Source organism: Candidatus Zixiibacteriota bacterium (assembly GCA_029860345.1).
GTDB lineage: Bacteria > Zixibacteria > MSB-5A5 > GN15 > FEB-12 > JAJRTA01.
This window is the reverse complement of sequence record JAOUBJ010000015.1, coordinates 43,935-67,865: the sequence shown is the minus strand read 5'-3', so window position 1 is coordinate 67,865 and position 23,931 is coordinate 43,935. Positions and strand designations below refer to the sequence as shown.

General features: G+C 53.8%; 17 protein-coding genes and 1 tRNA gene. 7 read left to right on the top strand and 11 right to left on the bottom strand.

Annotated features, from left to right (window positions below; genetic code table 11):
* Positions 1–320: 320 nt before the first annotated feature.
* From OEV49_14325 to OEV49_14315, 3 genes are all read left to right on the top strand, one after another.
* Entirely contained in the window at positions 321–2,672 is a 2,352-nt protein-coding gene (locus tag OEV49_14325; protein ID MDH3892250.1) for a S8 family serine peptidase, read from the top strand.
* Positions 2,673–3,383: 711 nt separating this feature from the next.
* On the top strand, positions 3,384–5,972 hold the full coding sequence (locus tag OEV49_14320; GenBank protein MDH3892249.1) for a hypothetical protein: 2,589 nt from the start codon (positions 3,384–3,386) through the stop codon (positions 5,970–5,972).
* Positions 5,973–5,982: 10 nt separating this feature from the next.
* The gene (locus OEV49_14315; GenBank protein ID MDH3892248.1) at positions 5,983–8,601 is read left to right on the top strand and encodes a hypothetical protein; all 2,619 of its coding nucleotides are present in this window, start codon (positions 5,983–5,985) and stop codon (positions 8,599–8,601) included.
* A gap of 82 nt (positions 8,602–8,683) precedes the next feature.
* Here the strand turns inward: OEV49_14315 and OEV49_14310 are convergent, their stop codons facing one another.
* Positions 8,684–9,898 (bottom strand): MFS transporter, encoded by a 1,215-nt coding sequence (locus OEV49_14310; protein ID MDH3892247.1) that lies wholly within the window; start codon positions 9,896–9,898, stop codon positions 8,684–8,686.
* A gap of 515 nt (positions 9,899–10,413) precedes the next feature.
* Complete coding sequence (locus OEV49_14305; GenBank protein MDH3892246.1) at positions 10,414–11,631, bottom strand: hypothetical protein; 1,218 nt, start codon at positions 11,629–11,631, stop codon at positions 10,414–10,416.
* 296 nt (positions 11,632–11,927) lie between these two features.
* On the opposite strand from OEV49_14305, the gene OEV49_14300 reads away from it, so the two are divergent.
* Positions 11,928–12,662, top strand: coding sequence for a protein-L-isoaspartate(D-aspartate) O-methyltransferase (locus OEV49_14300; protein MDH3892245.1), 735 nt, complete (start codon positions 11,928–11,930; stop codon positions 12,660–12,662).
* A 92-nt stretch (positions 12,663–12,754) separates the two neighbouring features.
* Here OEV49_14300 and OEV49_14295 read toward each other — a convergent pair whose 3' ends face one another.
* A complete protein-coding gene (locus OEV49_14295) occupies positions 12,755–13,252 on the bottom strand; it encodes a chemotaxis protein CheW (GenBank protein ID MDH3892244.1) in 498 nt (165 codons plus the stop codon).
* A 546-nt stretch (positions 13,253–13,798) separates the two neighbouring features.
* Positions 13,799–14,554 carry a DUF72 domain-containing protein gene (locus OEV49_14290; protein ID MDH3892243.1) on the bottom strand — a complete coding sequence of 252 codons (756 nt, stop codon included), beginning with the start codon at positions 14,552–14,554 and terminating at the stop codon, positions 13,799–13,801.
* Between the two features lie 145 nt (positions 14,555–14,699).
* Here OEV49_14290 and OEV49_14285 point away from each other — a divergent pair, with 145 nt between their 5' ends.
* Both OEV49_14285 and OEV49_14280 read left to right on the top strand, forming a co-directional pair.
* Positions 14,700–15,857: an aminopeptidase gene (locus OEV49_14285; GenBank protein MDH3892242.1), complete on the top strand. Its 1,158-nt coding sequence runs from the start codon at positions 14,700–14,702 to the stop codon at positions 15,855–15,857.
* Positions 15,857–16,366 carry a ferritin family protein gene (locus OEV49_14280; protein MDH3892241.1) on the top strand — a complete coding sequence of 170 codons (510 nt, stop codon included), beginning with the start codon at positions 15,857–15,859 and terminating at the stop codon, positions 16,364–16,366. The genes OEV49_14285 and OEV49_14280 overlap by 1 nt, the downstream gene beginning before the upstream one ends.
* Positions 16,367–16,599: 233 nt before the next feature.
* On the opposite strand, the gene OEV49_14275 is transcribed toward OEV49_14280, so the two are convergent.
* From OEV49_14275 to rlmN, 5 genes are all read right to left on the bottom strand, one after another.
* Positions 16,600–17,262, bottom strand: coding sequence for a hypothetical protein (locus OEV49_14275; protein ID MDH3892240.1), 663 nt, complete (start codon positions 17,260–17,262; stop codon positions 16,600–16,602).
* A 196-nt stretch (positions 17,263–17,458) separates the two neighbouring features.
* Positions 17,459–18,139: a hypothetical protein gene (locus OEV49_14270; GenBank protein ID MDH3892239.1), complete on the bottom strand. Its 681-nt coding sequence runs from the start codon at positions 18,137–18,139 to the stop codon at positions 17,459–17,461.
* A 462-nt stretch (positions 18,140–18,601) separates the two neighbouring features.
* Positions 18,602–19,039, bottom strand: a complete 438-nt coding sequence (locus tag OEV49_14265; GenBank protein ID MDH3892238.1) for a hypothetical protein — start codon at positions 19,037–19,039, stop codon at positions 18,602–18,604.
* On the bottom strand, positions 19,036–20,463 hold the full coding sequence (locus OEV49_14260; protein MDH3892237.1) for a hypothetical protein: 1,428 nt from the start codon (positions 20,461–20,463) through the stop codon (positions 19,036–19,038). The genes OEV49_14265 and OEV49_14260 overlap by 4 nt, the downstream gene beginning before the upstream one ends.
* On the bottom strand, positions 20,460–21,512 hold the full coding sequence (rlmN, locus tag OEV49_14255; GenBank protein ID MDH3892236.1) for a 23S rRNA (adenine(2503)-C(2))-methyltransferase RlmN: 1,053 nt from the start codon (positions 21,510–21,512) through the stop codon (positions 20,460–20,462). The genes OEV49_14260 and rlmN overlap by 4 nt, the downstream gene beginning before the upstream one ends.
* Before the next feature lie 397 nt (positions 21,513–21,909).
* On the opposite strand from rlmN, the gene OEV49_14250 reads away from it, so the two are divergent.
* A tRNA-Pro gene (locus tag OEV49_14250) sits at positions 21,910–21,984 on the top strand.
* A gap of 67 nt (positions 21,985–22,051) precedes the next feature.
* Here OEV49_14250 and OEV49_14245 read toward each other — a convergent pair.
* Both OEV49_14245 and OEV49_14240 read right to left on the bottom strand, forming a co-directional pair.
* Entirely contained in the window at positions 22,052–23,044 is a 993-nt protein-coding gene (locus OEV49_14245; GenBank protein MDH3892235.1) for a hypothetical protein, read from the bottom strand.
* Positions 23,045–23,128: 84 nt separating this feature from the next.
* Complete coding sequence (locus OEV49_14240) at positions 23,129–23,839, bottom strand: M15 family metallopeptidase (protein MDH3892234.1); 711 nt, start codon at positions 23,837–23,839, stop codon at positions 23,129–23,131.
* Positions 23,840–23,931 lie beyond the last annotated feature (92 nt).

The following is a 23,931-nucleotide window of genomic DNA, read 5'->3' as shown; positions in this document are numbered from 1 at the left end:
AAAACTCTCCACCTTCCGTCATTAAGTGAGCGTCCAAAGGCACAGGCGCCGTGAGGAGCGCGGCAATCTCAGTTTGCTGCACACGTGTCATGCCGAGCGGAGTCGAGGCATGAGATTGCCACGGCACGTCCTGCGAGACGCGAGACGCCTCGCAAAGACGGCTCTGTGGGTTTATCAACAAGCCGCTTCCCTTAGGTGATAGAAAAACAAACCCTGCTCGGACTCGCTCGTCCTGTTTTACATTGCAAAAATGAAGATTATTGCTATACTTATGGCGAAATGCACAGTTTGGACGATCGTACTAACCGCAGGAAAAAGACATGAGATCAAGATTAGCCCTCTCTCCCGTAATCGCAATCGTACTGGTTGCAATCTTCACAGTAAACGCAATGGCCGGCGGCGCCGCCCAGATCAAACGGCCGACCCCGATCAAACCGGTCTACAAGTCGCTACCGGCCCACGATAACACCAACGAGCTTGTTTTCAAGTTGGTCGAAGGAATCGGCCAACCCGAATTCGACGGCAATCGGTTTCTGAGAGTTACCGCTGAGTGGGATAGACTTAATAACGAAATCTTGTCGCACAACAAGAGCACATCGTGCCAGCCGCATATAATAACGGCAAAGGCGGATCTGGATCGCCTGCGGGCCGAAGGAATGCGCCGAGTCGGCCACACTTTGCCCGACTTAACGCTGTATTACCGGCTGACTATTGCCGACAACGCAACCGCCGACGATAAGCTTGACCTGGTGCGGGCGCTGAACTCTCTGGACATTGTGGAAATAGCATACTTTGCACCAAAGCCGGAGCTGGCCAATATTGAGACCAAAATCGCTCTAACACCGGTCTGGGAATATAGTCAATGGTATCTGCAGCCAGCCCCCACAGGTCTGGATGCATATTATGGCTGGAGCTTTGCCGGTGGTAAAGGGGAAACGGTCAAAATGGTCGATATCGAAGGCAACTGGGTCGAGTCGCACGAAGATTTGCACGGCGGCACTGATTCATGGCATATTGCCGGTTCGAAGATACTTGATCCCGGCTGGTGGCATCACGGCACGGCTGTGCTTGGTGAAGTGGCGGCCGACTCCAACAGTTTCGGCATGACCGGGATTGCTTATAATGTCGATCTGGGAACTGTCTCGATCGGTTCGATGTCCACCGCCAGCGCCCTGACCACAGCTACCAACAACACAGTGGCGGGTGACATAATCCTCATCGAGTTACACGCGCCCGGTCCTCATTACGACTTTCAGTCGGTCAGCGGACAGACCGGCTATGTGGCCATGGAATACTGGCAGGAGAATTTCGACGCTATCGTGAACGCCTCGGCGTTGGGTCGAATCGTCGTTGAAGCAGCCGGTAACGGCGAGGAAAACTACGACGATCAAACTATTTACAATCATTTCTTCGACTCCACCTACAGGTACTCAGGAGCCGTGATGGTTGGCGCTGGTACTTTGAGCCATGTACCGGAATGGTTCACCAACTATGGAGAGCGAGTCGATGTCCATGGTTTCGGGTCCAATGTCTACACGCTTGGCTATGGCGGCCTGTACGGCAGCGACACCACGAATTACTATACCGCAACCTTTGGCGGTACTTCCAGCGCTTCGCCGATCATAGTCGGCGCCTGCGCCATCTTGCAGGGAATACATAAACAAGCCCACGGTCGACCGCTGGACTATACCGAGATGCACGAACTTCTGATGAACTACTCAACACCACAAGCAGCGCACTTCAAGCTTATCGGTCCCATGCCGAACTTACAGGGGTCGTGCGATCAGGTGGTTGGCGTCTCTTTTACGGCCGATACCACTATCGGTTGGGCGCCGCTGGCCGTTGATTTCGAAGCATCATCGGGACTGACTGTGGACAGCTGGGATTGGGATTTTGGCGACGGCAATCTGGACACCGGTCAAACCACCAGCCACACATACTTAGGACCCGGCATGTATGACGTGAGTCTTGAGATACAGGCCGGCGAGGAAACTCGTTCATCGACCAAGAGCAGCTATATAAAAGTGCTCGCCGACTCGATGATTGCCGATACTGCCGAAGCATTGCCGGGCGAGATAGTTGAAATCGCAGTCTATGGGCGCAACAGCATCCCGATCAATGAGATCATAGTTCCGGTAGTGTACGATGGCGATATGGCCCTCACTTATGATCATTTTTCGACTGATAGCTGCCGGACCGACTACTTTGAGGTCCAAAGTCAGGTACATTTCAGCCCGTCCACCAAGAAAACGACTTTCAAGCTGCAAGCCTCGTCCTCGGGCACTGCACCCGATCTGCCGGCCGGCGCCGGTCCGATAATAAGGCTCTTTTTCCAGATCGATGCCGGAGCTCAACATACGGAGACCACGACCATAGCCATAGACGGCTACTCCACTCGCCTGCCGGAATTCAACGGCAACATACTGGACTATGCCCCTCGCACGGTAGGCGGCCTGGTCAAGCTGTGTTTGTCTCGTGGCGACATGGACGGCGAGATCGGAATCACCATTGCTGATTTGGTCTACATGGTGGACTTCATGTTCAACAGCGGTCTGCCGCCCTTTCCTATGGACTTAGGAGATGTGGACTGCTCAGGCGCCGTCGATATTGCCGATCTGGTCTACATGGTCGACTGGATGTTCAGCGGTGGCCCGGCACCTTGTGGCTGTTAGCCATTCTGAAGCCCGGCTTTTCAAGATAGTAGTACCGGGTCTCAGCGTCGATCTTACAGACGTGAGGCCCGGTTTTCTTATTGACTATACTGTAGGGTAGGCCTGTTTTCTGACCTGCCGATAAAGCCGTCATCCCTCCTGCGGCGGACCTTCGGCGCGGGGATGCCGCCCTGCCCTCAGGGGCTTGTTGATAAACCCCGTTTATGTTGTGTCGGGTCCTGGGCGCGCCGAAGGCGTGGTTGTGACCCGACACAGGCAAGCCTGTATTTCGCGCTTCGCGCGCTCGTGTGCCACGTGCTGAATCAAGAGAGAGCCGGCTTGACCGGCCGGCGGGTCACACGAATTCGCTCGCGTCCGCCGCGGCGGACAGGACCCACCGCAAGATATAGTGCTGGGGCTGTCAGGCGAGTCGCCTGACAGCCATTGGGTTGGGCGGCAGGTGTCGGGCGGGGTCGCCCAACACCACCAATGAGCCAAGCTTGTTTCTACAAGCCCTTAGCCACCGGTCTGGGAACCAGGGCTTAGGCCGAAGGCGCTCTTGGCGCAGTACGCCTTCAGGACTACTTTTTTTGCCGAAAGCTCTTGCAAAGCGGTCCGATTTAAGTTAGTTTTTAGGCTTGGTTGGCCGTCGATTCTCTATGAACAGATCAGCGGTCTGGTACGTCAGATAGGAAATGTGAATCTCTTCATGTACTGACAGGTGATATGGTAGTGAAAATCAAAATTATTGGTCTTTGTTTATGCGGGATAGCGCTCTTGAGCAGCAATGTCCGGTCGCGCACGGCGATCGAGGCTGATCCCAAGGGCTACGGCAGCTACTTATCGACAGTGGTTTTGCAGCACCAGACAGCCGGCCATCGCATCGGTGCGATGGAATTGGCCGTCAACAACAACGGCACAATCGGAACCGGCTTCCGAGCCGGCCCACCGGGGGATGTTTTCACCGGTGATAATGTCGCCTCGTGCGAATACCCGCGCGGCTCCAATGTCCAGTACCTGTTTGCCGGCGCTTTCTGGATCGGCGCAGTGGTTGGGCGTGATACGCTGGTATCTGTCGGCGCCGATGGCTGGTCGTTCGTGCGTGAGCTGGCCCCGGATACGCCACCCTTCGGCGCAATGGTCAAACGTTCGATCACCAATCCGGGATCACCGCTCTATGAAGGCGCCATATCCGAAGAGGACTTCATCAGCGTATACACCGACACAATCACCGACGGAATAGCCCCCGACTACTTTGGGCGAATGCACACGCCGTTGAACATTGAGATCACTGATGCCTCATACGCCTGGTCCTACGCCTACGCCGAGGATTTCGTGCTCTTTGACTACCAAATCAAGAATATCGGCTTCCAGAACATTGACGAAGTGTATATGGGTCTCTATGTCGACGCCGACGTATGCTGGGACTGCAACAACACCGCCGGATATGCCGATGATCTTTGCGGTTTCCTTCACACCTATCCGGGCGAGTTCGGTGACTGTGTTTTCAACGATACCGTAAACATTGCCTGGATTGCCGACAACGACGGTGATTTTAGCGCCCCCAACCCGGCCCCGCACGTTACGGCCACCAGGGTGGTGCGTACTCCTTCGGAGGAGATGGAAGTTTCGTTTAACTGGTGGATTTCCAACGGTCAGTCCGCTCTGGATTTTGGTCCGCGGCAAAAGAACGTGGAGAATTTCAGAGACCTCGGTACTGGCGGACTGGGAACACCTGAAGGAGACGTCAATAAGTATAACTTCATGGGAAACCGTGAGTTCGATTACGACCAGGCTTTTGTCAAGAGTATTCAGGCCACGGACACTCTGTGGCTTTACCCCAATCAGACCCAGGTTGACGACTTCGCCGACGGTTATGACACTCGGTACTTGCTTTCTTTCGGGCCATTCTCGATCCGTCCCGGACAGACATTGCCGGTTTCATTGGCATACGTAGGTGGCATGGATTTGCATCAACGCCCCGAGAACATCGGCAACCTGCCCGATGATCCCGGACTTTATTACGAAGGACTCGACTTCTCGGATTTGGCCAATAACGCCACCTGGGCCGCCTGGATTTATGACAATCCCGGTGTAGACACTGATGACGACGGCTTTGCCGGTCTCTTTCACGTCTGCTGTGCCGACGATCCGCCCATGCCTCCGGATACTTTCTGGAAGGACCCGGTGGCGATGGATACCATCGACAGCATAGTATTCCCCTGTGTGGAAGCAGACACGTTTTATTATCAAGGCGACGGCGTACCCGATTTTCGCGGAGCTGCTCCGCCGCCGGCGCCGGATTTCTGGCTGGAGCCTTCGCCCGGGCAGATCAACGTCCGGTTTAACGGCCTTCGTTCGGAGACCACCAAAGATGTCTTCTCTCGCCATGTCGACTTTGAGGGGTACCGGGTCTACCTGGCCCGTGATGAGCGGGCTGCCAGTTTTGGACTCATTGCTTCCTACGATGTTGAAGATTACAACAAACTGGTCTTCGTGCCGGAGGAAGGGATCTATTTGCTTTTTGATGTTCCCTTTACCGTAGACTCTTTGCGTTGTTTGTACGCCGACTCATGTGATGATATGAGCTTCACTCCCGAATCTTACACACGCAGCAGTCCCTACCAGCACCCCGACTACCCGGAATCGACATTCATTTTCGAGGGACAGGACTACAACGCCTCGAGCTATGGGCCGGGTTCGCCGATTCGGAAGAGATTCCCGAATGAGCCGTATCCCAGCAGCTTGATTCCCGATTCCGCCCAGCCGGAAGAGTTGACCCCTGATGGATATCTGAGATATTTTGAGTACGAAGCCATTATTGACGGCCTCCTGCCGACCGTTTCGTATTTCGTGAACGTCACCGCCTTTGACTACGGCTCCCCGGAATCCGGGCTGGCTTCGCTGGAGACGTCGGTATCCGCAGGCGCCCAGAGCGCCTACCCGCTGTCCACTACCGATAGGGTGGCCAGCGAAGGACTTGAGGCCTACATCTATCCCAACCCATATCGACTTGACGGCAACTACAGGGAACGCGGGTTTGAAGGCCGTATCGACGACGACCGTCCTCCCGATCGTACCAGGATTCTGAACTTTGCAAACCTCCCGCCCAAATGCACGATTCGTATTTTCACCGTCGACGGTGATCTGGTGCGCGAGATCCAACACGACAAGGACCCTACAACCGATTCCAAAGCCTCGCATGAAACCTGGGATTTGATTACTCGCAACACTCAGATGATCGTGAGCGGCTTCTACTATTGGACGATTGAGAGTCCAAACGGAGACGTCCAGATCGGCAAACTGGCCGTCATCATGTAGATTCAATTCGATGAAAGTGTCTGTCGGATTCAATGGCCGCTCCGGCGCAGTTGCCTGGTCGGCCTTTATTTTGCTCCTCGCTATAGCTGTTGGCGAAGCACGTCAGATCAATCCCAAGACCGGTCAATACGAACGATCTCAGGAGGGGGCATCCTCGACGGCCGGTCCGGTGGTCGAGTACGCCGCGCACAATCGCGGGAACATCCAATTAGCCATTGCCAATAACGGCACCTTCGGCACGCGCGGGAGTTCAATTCTCGACCCTCTCACCGGCGAAGGAGTACCATCGTGCATCTTCCCCAAAAACAGTAATCTGGTTTATTTATGGGTGGCCGCCGTATGGGCAGGAGCCATCAAGGGCCGTGATACCCTGGTGTCGGTGGGTGACGAGGACTTCTATGTAACGACCGAATTCTGGCCGGACGCCAAGCCGTTCGGGGATTTCAAATATGAATCTATCGACCCCAACAGCCAGTTTTACGCTCCCACGGCTCGCTCCGAAGAAGACATCATCTGCGAGTATACGGACACCCTGACGGACAATCAATATGTCGCCATCGACAATACCGACGGCCGACCGCATAAGCCGCTGGGCATAAAAGTTACACAGCGCTCCATGGCCTGGAGCTATTCCTACGCCGATGACTTCATTCTATTCGATTACCGCGTTGAGAATATCGACACCAAGTTGCTGGAAGATGTATATCTCGGTATCTGGCTGGATGGTGATGTGTGGCACACCACCAACCGAGACGGCGCCCACTGGAACGACGACATGGTCGGATTCCTTCGTACCTATCCGGCGCCCGAAGGTTGCAACTATGTCGACACCATCAATGTCGCTTATCACACCGATAACGACGGCGACCCGGCCGGTGGCGCCTGGGATGAAAAGTCGGTACCGCATGCCGTGGGCGTTCGCGTTGTGCGCACACCGGCGGAGGAACCGGAATACTCATTCAATTGGTGGATTATCGATTATTCCGATCCAACAAGGGATTTCGGACCGCGCATGCAAGGCACCCCGGAAGATCCCTGGCGAAGTTTGGGGGCGCGTTTGGGAACGCCGGAAGGAGATGCCAACAAGTACTACCTGTTGAGCCACAGAGAATTTGATTATGACCAGTATTACGTGGATCAGAATCACAGCATTTCCGGCTGGCTTCCACCACCGGAGAATTCCGAAGACATTGCCGACGGCTACGACTGCAGATACTTGTTGTCATTCGGTCCTTTCGACATCCATCCGGGACAAGAACTGCCGGTGTCGTTCGCATGGTTGGGCGGCGCCTTCGTGCACAGCGATCCCGGCAATTTCGAAGGCTTGTGGGATGTCAATCGACCCGACATTTTTTACGCCTCGCTTGATTTTTCGGGTCTGGCCGCCAACTCTCGGTGGGCTTCATGGGTCTATGACAATCCGGGAATCGACACCGATGACGACGGTTATTTCGGCAAATACAGGGTCTGCTGTACCGATTCGATAATTCAAACCGTCGACACCACTATCGACGGCCAAGACACCACCTTGACTATTATCGAATACACCGCCTGCGACACTCTGTTCTATGAAGGTGACGGCGTGCCGGACTTCAGGGGCGCCGGACCGCCTCCGGCTCCGGACATTGCCGTAGCTCCTTCACCCAGCAGCCTGGTGGTCCGCTTCAACGGGTTGCGTTCGGAAACAACCCGCGACATATTCTCGCAGGTGGTTGATTTTGAGGGTTATCGAGTCTATCTGGGACGTGACGATCGCCCATCAAGTTTCTCGATGATTGCTTCCTATGATCGGGAGGATTACAACAAACTCGTTTTTGTCGATGGTGAGTACCTGCTACTGGATATCCCGTTTACGATTGACTCATTACGTTGTCTCTATGCCGACTCATGCCGGGACGCCGAGTTTGACCCGGAGATCTACACACACTCCAGCCCCTTCACCCACCCCCAATTCCCGGAATCGACATTCGTCTTCGAGGCCCAGGACTATAACGTCTCCGACCTGGGCAGCCAGACACCCATTCGCAAACGTTTTCCAAACCAACCGTACCCCAGCAGCCTTATTCCGGACTCGGCGCAACCGGAGGAACTAACCGAAGAGGGCAAACTTAAATATTTCGAGTATGAAATGGTCATTGATGGGTTGTTGCCCACGGTACCATATTACGTCAACGTTACGGCCTTCGATTTCGGGTCACCCATATCCGACCTGCCGGCCCTTGAGACCTCGGTTGTAAACGGCGCTCAGATGGCTTATGCACTGTCCTCCGCCGACCAGGTTGCTACAGACGGACTGGAGGCGTATGTCTATCCCAATCCGTATCGGATCGATGCCGGATACGTCGACCGAGGGTTGGAGAGCCGTCTGGACCGGGATGAAGCGGAAGATCGTTCGCACCGGATACATTTTGCCAACCTGCCGGCCAAGTGCATTATCAGGATATTCACCCTCGATGGTGACATGGTAAGAGAGCTGCGTCACGACATGGACCCATCCGACCCAACCGCCTCGCACGACCAATGGAATCTGATAACACGCAACACGCAGCTGGCCGTCACCGGGCTGTACTATTTCGTGGTGGAATCCGAAGACCGTACTCAGATAGGCAAATTCGGTATCATTCGATAGTAGCCGGGCTTCACAGCGGCAAGCGGTGCCGATTACGGAATGTGTATTATGGGGCCTTTGGATCGATGCATCGCTCCAGGTTTCATCCCACTTTTTCAACAAAGCCTTTTCGCCACCACAAATATCCGAGGCACGACAGCAGCGCAGCGCCGGAGATAACGGCCCAGGCCATTGCCGGTGATGATTCAAACAAATCAAGCACGATGCCGCCGAAGAGCGGGCCTATCGACCAGCCGGTGGCCACAAAGAAACTGTAGATACCCATATAACGGCCCATACGACCTTCCGGCGCCAACCGCGAGGTCATCGTCAACGAAGGTGGCGACATGGCCATCTCGCCAAGAGTGACAATGACGATAGCGAAGGCAAAATACTCAAACCCGACCATCCATCCAATCAGACTATATCCGACGGCATAGAGAAAAGCGCCCTGGGCCATCTGGGCGGCCAGACTGAACCGGGCCAGAAGTCGGGTGATCGGAATCTGCAGAGCTACTACCATGAGGCCGTTCAAAGTAAACAAGTATCCCAACTGCATCTTACTGATGGCCGATGTGATTTCTACGGCATAAACCGAGAAAGGAACTATCAATTGCGCCACCACCAAGTACAGCAGAAAGACCAGCATGGAATGGCGGGCCAGCCAGGGATCTTTTCTGATGGCGATCATATCCGAAATCCTAAAACGGTCCAGAGGTGAGATCGCTTTCGGAATGCGAAGCATGGCCCAGAAGATTACCGCCGAGACAAAAGTTATCAAGGCCGATATGGAAAACAAGATATCGTAAGAAGCAGCCACCAGAAAGCCGCCTATGGCCGGCCCCACCGCCCAGCCCAGGTTGCCGGCGGCCCGAGTGATGGCGTATCCTTCAAGTCGTTTCTCCTGGGGCAGGAGATCCGAGACCAGAGCATTGGCCACCGGATGAAACACGGCGCCGAAAACCACTGAGACTAACAGCGACAGCGCCACCGCCCAGAAACCCCAGTCAAAATAAATCGATATCGCAATCAGACCGAATGACACCGCCCTGAACAGCTGCGAGTAGACCAGCATCCAACTTCGAGGTAGCCGGTCGGACACCTCTCCCCCGATCAACTGACAGAGTGAGCGCACGATTGTCATCACGCCGAAGAAGAGACCTATCTCAGTCATCGAAAAATCGAATTCACTGTGGAAGTAAATCGAAATAAACGGCATTGAGGCAGAGAAACCCATGGCGCCGACCAGCCAACCGAAAGCCAGCACCCACAAATTGCGATCAAACTGTCGAATGAACTCAAGACTGCGCTTTACCATGATCGGCCCAATATAAGCCGCTGTGCAGAATAGACAAGCTGAAAGGGGGTGGTTGAGTGGCATGGCTGGCCTTGTTTGATTATGCTCCTCACCGCCAGTCCGCCCCAAACCAGGGTTGGGACGGCCGCCCGAACTCTGTCATTCCCGTCCCTCCCTGTCATTCCCGCGAAGGCGGGAATCCATCTTCTCTTCGAGTGGCCCGGAACTCACTCCTCTTAACAGTAGGTCGGGTCTCTCTTCTCTTAGAGACCCGACATCACGCGCTTCGCGTGATTCTCCAAAGGCAAAAACTATATCTGAGTTTGGGACAGAACGGCGGGTCACACGAATTCGCTGGTGCGAATCGGCAAGACCCACCGCAACACACAAGAGAAGCTTGTTCAACACACCCCAAGCTGATGGGCCACCCATGTCACGCCGAGCGCAGTCGAGGGGTGAGCGGTGAGCTTAGCAACCTCGGAACGGCGGGCCCACGCCGTGGCTCGCAGGAGAAGAAGGACCCACCCTACCGTTCATTATTGATGTGCCGCATATTCGTCGTGCAGATAGTCTGCAATAACTTCAAAACCGTTGATTGCATGTCTCCCCCATCCAGCCCGGGCCATGGCCGACAATCGCTCTGCACTACCAGACCCGACCACCAGGCGCTCAAGGTTTCTCGCATGATCCTCAGTGTTGATTAAAACCGCTACCTTCTCGTCGAGCAGGCGGCAACTGTTGTGCGGGGCGTAGGAACCAATCTGCGGGCCAACAATGAACATCGGCAAACCCAAACCGAGCGCCCAGTTGCTGCGCTCATGGGCCGGTGCGACCATGAAGTCAAACTCCGGGAACAACTGGGCGGTACGGTGAGCAAGTTCACGCCGCGTAGCAAAGGTGATGAGTGTAACAGCATCTGAATCCGACACTACCGGATCGTGCTCATTGAGAATAGTGTAGCGCAGACCATGTTTGTCAAGCTGCTCAGTACTATCTCTCTGAAGGCGACCATGGCGCTGCACAAAAACAATGACGCGACCTCCAGCATGCGCGACCGACATAGCAGCCAACGACAGTCTCTTCACATGTTCGGTCGGCTCTGCCCCCGACGAAAAGAACGCTCCGGTTCTGGAGTCTGTCTGCCCCAGGCGGTCAAGTCGAGTCTCGAAGGCATCCCCGGCCTGCCGCACCAGGGGTGGTTCGATGCACAGGCCGGTTACCAAGACACTCTCGGGTGTGTAACCGATCTCTACGAATCGGCCTGCCGTTTCCTCGGTCGGAACCAGTACTTTCGTGGCCCCATGCACCAACGACTCACTCGGCGCAGCTAACTCTCCGTGCTGGTAGATGACTTCTGATCTTCCGCGCAGCGCCGCCGTCAGAATCGGATGCGCCACGACTATCGGGTCTGTCCGCCGGTTAAACTCCCGAATCACAGATCGTGACAAGATTCGTTGTACCATACCCGGACGATTATAGTCGGCATCGCTCCGAAGACGGTTATAGAGATGTCCGGTCAGACCGCCTGAAGAACCGAGGCGGTACATCAAGCGCACTAGTTGCCAGGCCGTCTTTGTAATCCCGCCGGAGATTGCAAACACATCGGTCTCGCCGCGCACCAGTCCGATTTGCCCTTTACGAATCAGGGCTTCGATGATACCGTCGAGATAGAACGGGTGTCCTCGTCCTATGTTCGTATATAGAAACTGAATCCGATTCGGCTGCATGTAGTGTCCTGTTAATTCTTGTTTCATGCTCAAGATATGATCCGTATGATTATTAGTCAAACTTGTGTCGTAGTTGGTAGTGTAAACTAAGTTGTGTAAATTGGTAGAATGAAATAACAACGGGTTTGACTTTTGTAGGTCAGTCTACCAATAATGAGATGTGTAAGTGTGAGTGCGATCAGGCGACTGGCCTGACTGCCAGTGGATCGGACAGTACGTGTCGGGCGGGGTCGCCCAACAGCACCTAAAACCTGATATGGACACAATGCGCGAGGTGCAAGATGGCGATTTATCGCCAACCCGGTAGTGTCAGGAACAAGAGTATGTTTACAGCCAATCGACTGCGAATGCTATTACTGGTAGCGGCATTGTTGACCCTTGGAGGAGCCTGCCAATCGGAACAACCGAAGTCCCGCGACAACCTGGCCCAGGAGCGTCGGGCCATGGTTAAAAACCAAATCAGCAGCCGCGGTGTATCGGATCAACGCCTACTGGAGGCGCTACACAAAGTTGAGCGCCATCTTTTCGTGCCCGGAGAGTTCCGCTCGCATGCCTATGCCGACCATCCCCTGCCGATCGGTGAGGACCAGACCATCTCGCAACCATACATTGTGGCGCTGATGACCGAGTTGTTGAAACTGGACGGCGATGAAAAAGTGCTCGAAATAGGTACCGGGTCGGGATACCAGGCAGCCGTGCTGTCCGAGTTGGCCACCAGGGTCTTTACAATCGAAATCGTCAAACCGCTGGCTGCACGTTCGGCGAAACTGTTGGATTCGCTGGGCTACGACAACGTCACGGTAAAGTGCGGCGACGGCTATGCCGGATGGGTGGAGCATGCACCGTTCGACAGGATCATCGTGACCTGTGCTCCACCAAAAGTACCTGCCCCACTGATCGAGCAACTGGCCGACAGCGGTCGGATGGTAGTCCCGGTCGGGGAGTTCTGGCAGGAATTAGTGTTGATCGAAAAGTTCGGTGATGAAATCAGGGAGTCCAACATTATTCCGGTTCGATTCGTCCCCATGACCGGTGACGGAGTTCAGAAGGACGACTGATTCCAGGATATCGAGTCTGACCCTAACAAAAAAAAGGACCGGCGGTGGCTCGCCGGTCCCAGTCGTGATTCGCTAACGAAGTAATTAGGAATCTAAGCTGTAATACCCGACATCTCGCTTACATCGATTACTTTCGACAGATCAAGGAAAATCAATAGTCTGTCTTCGAGTTTTGCGACACCTTTGATGTACTCAGAATTGATGCTGGCCACTATTTCCGGCGGCGGCTCGATGGTGTTGGACGGCAACCTGAGCACTTCTGAGACCGAGTCGACGACCATACCCATGATGTTACCGCTGATGTCGACAACGACGATCCGGGTGTTCTTGTCGTACTCTTTGACTTCCAGATTGAACCGCTTTCGCAGGTCGACAATTGGAATCACCTTGCCGCGCAGGTTAATGACACCTTCGACGTAGTGAGGCGCCTGCGGGACACGGGTGATCTCGACCATCCGGTTGATCTCCTGTACCTTCAGGATATCGACCCCGAACTCCTCTGAACCGATGTTGAACGACACGAGTTGCAAGAGCTCACCCGTCTGTTCACCAAAAGCGTTATCGGTTTTTTCCAGGACCTGTGTATCCATGTTACGCATCCTTCACGTAAAATATGTTGTGTTGCCTTGTCATCGTCCGAATCGTAATTCGCTGTCTCTTAAGCTGTTCTCGTGGCGCAGCAAGAGCCGCGTGTTTAGCCTTGCCTCCTTTTGATCCCCACCTATGGTCAAAAATGGACTGGGACCATTATTGACCCCTTAAGCCAGCTATCGGATGTTTTGAGGGAAACTTAATGCGCTATGAGGCGTTGACCGGGCTTTACTGCCTCCCAACCATAAACTGCTCAGACTGTGCGCAGGCCTATTTTACCTGCATTGGCCAGCCTGTATCGATGGCTTAATGGTTTGCGCAGGGGGTGTATTTGGGCTACCCCTTCGTGAGTCATTGAGAGGAGGCTCCGCCTTTGGCGGAGGCGACGCGGCAATCTCAAACCCGACTGAGACAGGAAATGCCGCCCTCCCTGTTGTCACTCGCAATTCCTGAGAGTAGGACATTTCCGATACCACTGACCATGGCTGATACCCGCGTCCCGACCTGCCCCGAGCGGACCTTTCTCCGTCGCTTATAGGGTCAGACTACTCGTCCAGCAGTTCGAGCATCCGCCTGGCCGTGCTGGGGGAATGTCCGGAATAATGGTTGTTGAAAAAGGCGTATAGAGTCTGCCCATCGGTGGCCAGTTTGGCGATCACCTGCCGCCACCAGGCCAGGTCCTCTTCCCTGTTGATCCGGACGTGGCTGAAATCATCGGTGATCTGCTTACGATCACCGAGGAAACGTATATAATGAAAGTCAGCGGTTGCAATCTCCTGCCTGGGCATCCAGGGATGGTCGATCAGGGTGAAGGCAATATTATATTCCTGCAAAAGATCGAACAACTCAGCTTCCTTCAGCCAGGCTTTGTTGCGCAGTTCCAGAGCAATCCGCAAGTCGGCCGGTAGTCCTGCCAAAAGTTGGCGGAGGTTTTCAAACTCGGTCGGTTTGAAACTGTAGGGGTACTGCAGAAGTAGCGGTCCCAAACGGTCGCCCAGCCCGCGCATCACCTCCGTGAAAGCAATGGCGGTCTTCAGCCGCTCGGCCGGTTTGCCTTCATGAGTCACGGTCCGTGGGAATTTGGCCGCAAAGATAAACCCATCTCGCACCTGGCCGGCCCAACGCTCGACAGTTTCCGGTTTGGGAATCCGATAGAAAGTCGCGTCGATCTCCACAGTTGTAAACACGGAGGAGTAGAATCTGAGAAAGTCAGCCGGCGGGCAAAACTGGGGATAGAAGTTCCCCAACCAGTCTTTGTAACTAAACCCTGAGGTACCGACTTTGGCGTTCTTGATGCTCATAATAATCTGTAACAGCGATTGCCTGAGATTGTTCAGCCGATTGACGGCTCAGACAGATAGTTCAAGCGTCGACCTCTTCTTGCTTCGGCTGCCGATTTGTAGTATCATCGAAATCGTAACATTTTTACCAAGAGGATTCACTGCCATGAAAGACAGACGTAACGAAATACTCGCCCGCCAATTGCTCGAATACTCGGTCAAAATCAAGCCGGGTGAAGTACTGTATTTGGAAATCAAGGGAATCGAGACGATAGAGCTGGGCAAGCAGATCATCCGCCTGGCTACGGAGCTTGGAGCCGTGCCGTTTTGGTATTACAACGATGAGTCGCTGATCCGTCAATGGGTCGGCAGAGCGTCTGACGATCAATTCAAGAAGCAGGCCGAGCTGCACATGGAGTTGATGACTCGGGCCGACGCCTATATCGGTCTGCGCGGGTCCAACAATCCTTTTGACCTTGCTGATATCGATCAAGCGCAGATGGATAAGAACAACAAGTTGTTCTACAAGCCGGTTCATCTGGAAGAACGTGTCAAGCGTACTCGGTGGGTGGTGCTTCGATATCCGAACAACGCTATGGCCCAACTGGCCGAAACATCCCAGGAGAAGTTCGAGGATTTCTATTTCGAAGTTTGCTGCGCCGACTACGCTGCCATGTCGAAAGCCCAGGACAGGTTGGCTGCCCTCATGGATGCCACCGACAAGGTGCAGCTAAAGGGTCCCGGAACAGACTTGAGTTTCTCCATCAAAGGCATTCCCTTTGAAAAGTGTGACGGTGAGCGGAATATCCCGGATGGTGAAGTCTACACCGCGCCGGTGCGTGATTCGATCAACGGCACCATCACTTACAACACGCCATCGTTGTACCAGGGAGTGGTCTACAACGACATCTCATTCACTTTCGAAAACGGCAAGATCGTCAAAGCCACCTGTTCGGGTGACGACAAGAAACTGAATAAGATTCTCGACACCGACGAGGGTAGCCGGTATGTCGGCGAGTTTGCAATAGGCGTCAATCCGTTTATTCTTCACCCCATGAAGGACACGCTGTTCGATGAGAAGATAGCCGGCTCGATTCATCTGACCCCCGGCCAATGTTACGATGAAGCTCCCAACGGCAACCAGTCGTCAATCCACTGGGACCTGGTGTTAATCCAACGGGCCGACTATGGCGGTGGTGAGATTTACTTTGATGACAAGCTGGTTCGCAAAGACGGCGTGTTTACCGATGCCGCCATGGAGAAAAGTTTCTCAGCCGAGAACCTCGCCTCGGCCATTCTTGACGGCCCGTATGAGGAGGCGTGATGGACATAATCAAAACAGCCATGCAGATGGAACTCGACGGTCAGGCCTTCTACGAAAGAGGTGCCGCAGCAACTGAGATTCCGGCCCTGAAGAAAGTGCTGCTCACTCTGGCTGAGGAGGAGCAAAAGCACTTTCGGATTTTTCGGGATATGGCACAAGGGAATCTATCCGATGCTGCGACCAGTCTGGGCGAAAGTTCTGAAACACCTGCCGTGGTCCGGTCGGTCTTTCAGCAGATGGTAGATGATGGGATCGAGTCACTCGGTGGTGACACCGTCCGCGCCCTTTGGGAGGCGGCTCTTGTTATCGAGGAAAAATCAGAAGCCATGTACCGTGAAGCGGCCGCCAATGAAACGGACGGTGAACGCCGACGCTTGCTTGAGAAGATCGCCGACGAGGAGAAGAACCACATTTATCTGGTCGACAATATGCTTTCGTTCGCGAAAGACCCGTCGTCATTTCTTGCCTCGGCCCAGTATAAGAATTTCATGAGTTGGGAAGGGCACTAGGCCCGGGCAGCGCAATCATACCATCCGACAGCCCGAAGGGTCGGGCCAACCAGTGACGTAGTGCGACACCATAACCAGGCGTCCAGGAGAAAGTCAGGCAACAGGACAACGATGCCAGCGGTGATCTGCACTTCGGTCCCGATTGGAGCGTGGGAACAGACCACCGCTTTGGGCATCATCGAGGGTCGTTAGTTTCAAGACCCTTCCGGAAAACCAATAATCAATAAGACCACCTACGGTCGCGCGATACCACGCCGCCGGTAGTAGATAACATAAACACCGGAGATCACCAACAATACCATCAGGACCAGCATACCCCAATTGGTAAGGCTTGGGACCTGTTCTATCTCGGTGAGTTCACGATACCCAACGGTATCCAGTTGGAGTGCCTCAAGGTCGGCGCCTGATAGCAGCCCCTCGTACACCGGAGCGCCATTCTTTGAGATCATCATATACGGGTCATCCCCGCCACCGGTGTAGTCATAGTTCAAGTCCAAATCAATGGAGTCGGCAAGGAGGGTGTCGCCAACAATTATCGGAGGGTTGGGAAGGAAACCTATGTTCCATTGGTATGAAGCCGAGATGACTGTGATGTTGCCGAGAGGACAAATAAGCACGTCACCATTGTAATGAAAATCATTGGGTGGATTCGGCAATACGATGGAATGGCATTTCGGGTTAGGGGGTGGCGGAATGCTGCCACCGGCGGGAAAAGTTACACCGATGACCACACCATTCCTGGTCCAAAAGCCTGGAGTGATTATGTAAGTAAAACCAGGCGGGATAGGCCCGACACAGTCGGTGACTCTCGTTGGTTGTGCTTGCACAGAAGCCGGGGCAGCAACCAAAGAGAAGGCCAGTGCAATTGCAACAACCATTGCTATTCTAAACTTCATTGTATTCTCCTACGGATTCAAGTTATCGGCAAGCCTTACTCGCGTTGGGCGAGTGTGACTCAATGACCATGCTGGCGGGGTGGCCTATCGCTCACGACTGCCGAGTCGGTCCTTTGACCGATACTGCGTTTTACGGGGAAGATCTATTGACTCATCCCACTCCGAAAACATATAGGGTATCCGCGCCATTAAATAGTCACGTTACATTTCTCGATAACGGTGGCGCACGAGGAGCGGGAAAAATGCAGTAGCGCCTTTCAAGTATGATCTCCTTGAAAGAAACTAAAGAACGTTCAGCATCCGATGAGGGAAGTATGCCGCGCGAAAGTGACGCATCAGCGATATGTCTAATGATGATCAGGATGATCGAATTGACAATAACAATAGCAAACGAGATCATCAGCATCCCAAATAGAGAGCCGATTCTGAACAGTAAGCCGCTCTCGGGGGCCGACATTGCCAGGAGGCTACCCAAACCGGTGTAGTGGCTCAGTGCATATTCGATCGGCAGCCACACGGCTGATATGAAGATGACGTTGATGCCAATATACTTACCTATTCTGTTAACAACGGTCCCGTAGAGAGCAAACAGGACGACCAAACCACCGAGCGCGAACAGGAAGGCGCCGAGAGTTGCCCACGAGTCCAACCTAAATGAGACAAAACAGTAAGATGCAGCCAGCAGTACGCCCAGGAGGATCGATTCGAGAAGCCCCACACTGACCGCACGCCACAAGAAGGGGATGAGAGCAATCAGGGAAACGAACCAGAATTCGGGATACAGATGAGACACCGCAATCAGCAGCGCCGAACTACCCGCACAGAGAAAGCTCAGTGGCAAATCTGTACGGCGCGAATGTTCGCTATCAAATGGCATTCCCTGATCCTACCTGCGCCTGAATCGGTGCCTCTGATTCGTTCACACTCTGCCAGCTAGGGCTACGGCTTAGGACATGACTGAAGGGTCACCACGGCTGGGTTTTGTACCGTTAGTGGACGATGGCGTACGGTTTGCGTTTGGCTTACCGACTATTCATCACGCTGATGTAAGAAACAGAAGATGTAGTTTTAAGAACCACCAGTGCCCAGACGTCCGTCAACCCTCTGCCAATCAAGTGATCCCAGGCATATCACGGAGTGAACCCAAATACTGCCTTCGGAGTCACCGACTCTTTGCGAACCTAGTTTACTGATGTCGTACAATGATGTCGTAACTATGGCCAGTATATGAAACAGACACCGGCGTGTCAAGCGAAAAGACGACAAATCTGACCGTGTTTATGACATGGAATGCGTCGAACAGATCGGCCTGCAAAACGATGCCGACTCCGGACATGACTTAGATGGCGTCGGAACTATCGGCTTCAACCTCACCCGGTTCGAAGCGCTTAAGCAACCATTGGTCGTGTTCAAAGACATAGGTCAGGATCAGGGGTCTATCTCTTGTCTGGGTGCTGTCCATAGTGTAGCATTCAATGCGCGCTGTCTCGTTGGTGTAGACGATCCCCCCGGTTGCAAACTGGCGAAACGCAAAACTGCCGTCGGTGCCATAGGTGAACTTAAGCAACGAGTCGGAGTCCTGATCGACATCCAGGATTTGCACGGAGAGCAGAGAGTCGATAGCCGCTCGGTTCTGCACTTTCACTGCTTCCTGCAGTTTGAAGAGTCGTTCCTTGAGGATCGGAATGTGGTTGCGGGCAGGCGGCTCCTCGGCACATCCGATCAGCAATACCAGACCAGCCATCATTGCAGCCAAAACCGTGGGTAACGATCTCATCCTTTCTTACCTCTGAGTCCTCGACCTCGGTGGGGTGTGAACTTGAACTGACCATTACCGCGACGCTTAAGTACTGCTTGCTGCACCAGTTTAACCTGCGTACGACTCGCGGTCAGGTTCCAAAACCAGTAGCGCATGCCGTAAGATGCTTTGGCATGACCAAAACTGGTGGCCAGGTCTCTCAACTGGAAATAGGTATCCACCAACAAACTGTCGACCTCCCCCTTCAGCGCGTTCAAGGCCGGCCGAACCAAAACGGTATCGATTGTAAATGTCTCCTGGCGAGACTCACTCGAAAATGTGAACCGAGCAGGTCTCTTCTGCTGACCAACTCTGATAAAGTTTTCCTCACATTCGAGAACGGGAAGACTATCACCGAAAGAGATGCCGAAGCGACTTTTGTTACTCATCAGAGCATAGAAATTGGTGCCGTTGAAATATGCTCCCCCCTGAACAGCGTACATGTAGGCGGGGATATGTGCGTTGCACTCGTCGGTACCGTCATAGATCAGAAGTGGCGCCGAGCGAGTGATAAAACTCTGGCCCAGGTCCCACCACAAGAGTAGCCCGGCTATTACCGGGTAAGGATGGTGCAGGATGGTACCGCCGTCCAGGAAGGAATTGCTGTCGGCCGACAATGATCCGGTGGTAATCAGGCTATCAATCACCCGCTGGTAGTTGGCCAGATTGCCACGCACGGTTGCCACCAGGCTATCGGAGACCTTTTCGGCCATCTGCTTGGCCTGCTCCGCTTCGTCCACCGTGATAAGTGGAAACTGCAACACCGACCTGTCCTCCTCCCACTTAACGTACCCGTCGGACTGCATCGCCTCGTACATCGTCTTCACAAAGGCGGTATCGGCCGCGGTCATGGCGGCGATCTCGTCAAGCGATTTGCCTTCGTTGAGGAGAACGAGCATCAAACGAGCCAGTTGGTTATCGAAGTCGGGATGTTCGTCCACGCGCGGCGGCAAAGTGAGTTCAACCTCCAGATAGGGCTGAATGCTTTCCGGCGGATGAAAAGTGATCATGAAATTGTCTTCGAAACATTTCTGACTGGGCAGGATAATATCAAGAGTGTCAACCACGTCGTGAATCCTGATTTGCCCATTGGCCGTTCCGTAGTTTCCGGGTATGTATAGGCGTGCCGACACAGTTTCGGTGGCACCCGGCGGGAGAATGACATGAGCTATCGTCCGGCGGTGTGGATTGAGCCCCCCGCCGGTAAACTCGATCTCGGCTTCTACGGTCAGAAACTTCAGGTCTTCGGTGCTGTTGGTCACATCGAAGTTGGCTCTGCGATCACCCCACCGGAGGTCGCGTTCTATTTTGCCGACGATCACTCCAGACGTGGGAGCCTGAGCACAGGCGGATATGGTGAGAGTCAAAACTGCTACCATCAGAAACTGAACGGGCTTGATCATCTGGATTCTCCTGCCTTCTTTGCCCGACCTGCCAACTGGCCACAGGCGGCGGCAATATCATCACCTCGACTCCTGCGCACCGTTACGGCCGGCACTTTGGGATATAACTGCCGTGCAAACCAATCCAGTTTTTCGTCAGACGGTCGTTCAAACGGCAGATTGTTAACACGATTATACGCCAACAGGTTGATTTTGCAAGGAATTCCTCGCACCACGCGACTGATCGCTTTGATATCCTCTTTGGTATCGTTGAATCCAGCAAACAGGGCGTACTCAAAAGTTACTCTGGCCCCTGTTTTGGTCGTGTAGTATTCCAGGGTTTTCATGAGTTCATCGAGCGGATACTTGCGACTCACCGGCATAATCTGTACCCGCTTCTCCTGGGTGGCGGCATTCAGTGATACGGCCAACCTGGCTTTGCTTCCACTGTCGGCCAGTTTGCGAATCGCCGGAATGACACCGGCGGTAGAGATCGTGACCTTCTTGGCTGCATGAGACATGCCGGCGTCGGCAGACAGTATGCCGACAGCGGCGAGTACGTTATCCAGGTTCATCATCGGTTCACCCATGCCCATAAAAACGACGTTGGTGAAAGCATCCTCGCCGAACTTATCCCGCAGTCGAATCAACTGACCCAGTATCTCCCCCACGCTCAGATTGCGCGTGAAGCCCAGCGTAGCGGTTGCGCAAAAACGACAACCGAGCGCGCAGCCAACTTGCGATGAGACGCACACTGTACACCGGTCCGCTTCCGGATCAGGGATGAGAACAGTTTCGATCTGCTCACCGTCATTGAGATCGAACAGAAACTTGCGGGTGCCATCGGTTGAGACATCCTCATGAGCAACTGACGGAACCGTAAACTCATATTTTTCAGCAAGCCTCTTGCGACACTCTTTCGACAGGTCGGTCATTAGGTCGAAATCGTACTGCCTGACACTATAGAGCCAGGTAAACAATTGTCGTCCGCGGTAGGATCGTTCGCCCATGTCGGTCATGAGCTTTTCCATCTGTGTGATCGTTTGTCCGATCAGGTTTTGCTTTTTCATTGGAGTGGAATTTACGGATCGGACGGGAATTTTCAAAACTGTTTGTGGTGGGCCTTAGATTGCAGGTGCCGTCGGGTGACTCGCCTGACGGCTGGCACGTCGGCAGACTGGTGTCGGGCGAGGTCGACCGACACCACGAGCTTACTGAATAAGGTAACGAGTAGGGCGGGTCCGTCTTCGCCTGCGCGCCGCGGCGTGAACCCGCCAAATCGGCAGGACCAGAAGCGGTCCTGCCCTACAAGAAAATCGGCGGGTGGCCGTCTCAAACCTTGTTTGGGACGGATAATCTCAAGAGTCACCCCCAAACCGAGTTTGAGGGTGCCACCCAGCCCGTTGCGAGCGCGGCAATATCGTCTTGACAGGTGTGGGGGTTGGGGCTATTATGTCTGGCCTGATTCGGGGTGTGGCGCAGTCTGGTTAGCGCACTTGCTTTGGGAGCAAGACGTCGGAGGTTCAAATCCTCTCACCCCGATTATTTGTTACTGACCGCGTCTTCATATACAACCGCTTCTCATGATTTGCTCAATCAGGTAACCAAGTCACCATCTTTGAGACTCTATCGCACGACGACGTTCGAATTCCGTCTGGTAAACTGAATCGTTCGCAGCCTCGGGGTCGTAGTCGGCCTCTAAGTCCGGACCTGGTCCCAGATAAAGAACTCCGTCGTACAGTACCTCTTGTTCGCCGAAGATGTTTGCAGAAAGTGGCGCCGTCATATAAGCGGAGGCGTCCGTCTTCGTGAGATTAAGAAATAGTGGAACGCTGTCGGAAGGTATCACGTCATTGAAATTCCAGGGATAAGTCTCATCGCCGCTTACCGGCTCGATGTTGAACACCTGAATGCCGGTCATCTCTTCGAGATTTGCCCTTATGTTCTTGGCGCAGCCGGCCATTGTCCCGCCCGACTTGTAGAAATGCGCTCCGCCATAAACAACGAAGGCTTTCCGACCCTTGTCGATGACTTCTGTTTTTATAATCGCAGGGGTATGAGTGCTGCGTTGACAGAAGTATGCCTGAAACTCATCGACAGTGTGAACCTTGCTCCACTCTATTGGAGGTTCGGCTGCAATCAGCCTGATCCTCTGGTCCGGAGACAGGCCCTCATTAACCGCTCTCACCGCATAAATGAACTCTTTGTAGATGGTAGCGTCCCAAACACCGGTTGTTACCACCGTGTTGCGCCAGACCTTCTGCAGCTCGGACTTGGGTGGGTCCTTGAGTTCCACAATGAACTCGTCCAGAACATGCTGATACAGATAGTTTCCGCTTTCAATCACGATATCGTCTACCACCTCAGCAAAGCGGGGATAATTAATCAGGGATATTCGGAAATCGTAATCGGTCATATTCCAGTGCCGTTCACCTAAATGAACAACTCTGTATTCATCATATAGATCAAGGATGGAATCGAAAGTGCGATTGACCGGGTTGCTATGGTTTTTGCCACACGAAGCCACGGCCAACATTGCCACAATACTCAGGGCGTACTTCAATTGCTTAATGATGTTCGTTCTTTCCGATAATGTTGTCATCAGGTCTCTCCACAAGGACCGGTGGAACTTCCATCTGCGGTCAATCCGATTCACTCCGGTTTTGCAGGACCGCTTTGCTACCCGTCAATACCCATCGCAGAACTGAAAATGCATCGGGTCGCATCGCCGCCCCGACCAGTCACCTCCCCAGTTGAAACCATGCCGCTTGAATACCGCCACGATGCCCGGGGCCATATCGCCCTTCGTGCCCACCTGGTTAGTCTTCACGTTCAGGTCGATAGCTATCCCCCAACTATGAGTGGAAAGCTCATGAGTGCCACGTTTCAGGCGGTACTCAAAGCAGCCGCCATACGAGACGACTTTGGATTTGAGCTTTTCTTCGACAATCTCATTGAAGACAGTTCTGAACAGGTCCTTCAGCTTCCTGTGACAATACAGCCGTTTGACTACCTGGCTGGGCGCCCACGATAACGGGATCGTAAAAGGAAGCTGCGCCCGCACCATGTGGGCAGCCTCCCACGACGCCAGCGGTTTGCCGTCGGCGCCAACGTGCTTGCGGACATCGCCGAAAGTCTTGATGATCTGATTGAGGCCGGTGGGACAGACAATACCATGATCACGATGGTCAGGCGGCGCATCTGGTGTTGGGACGGGTTTACCTTTCACCAGGACAGTCTCGCTGGGAATCTTGAGCTTCATCCCCACCCGTATGACATTGACATTCTCGATATTGTTGTAGGCGGCCAACTTTTTGTAGAGCGACGCCTTACCGTAATACCTGGCCGCTATTTTGCCTAACGTATCGCCCGTCCTTACCTCGTGAGTTTGGGTCATGATGAAGCTCCTCGCGCACAATTCCCAGAAGTTGCCGTTTAACGAGACTCGCATGACTATTGCATGCATAGACGGAGGAAAGGCAAAGGATA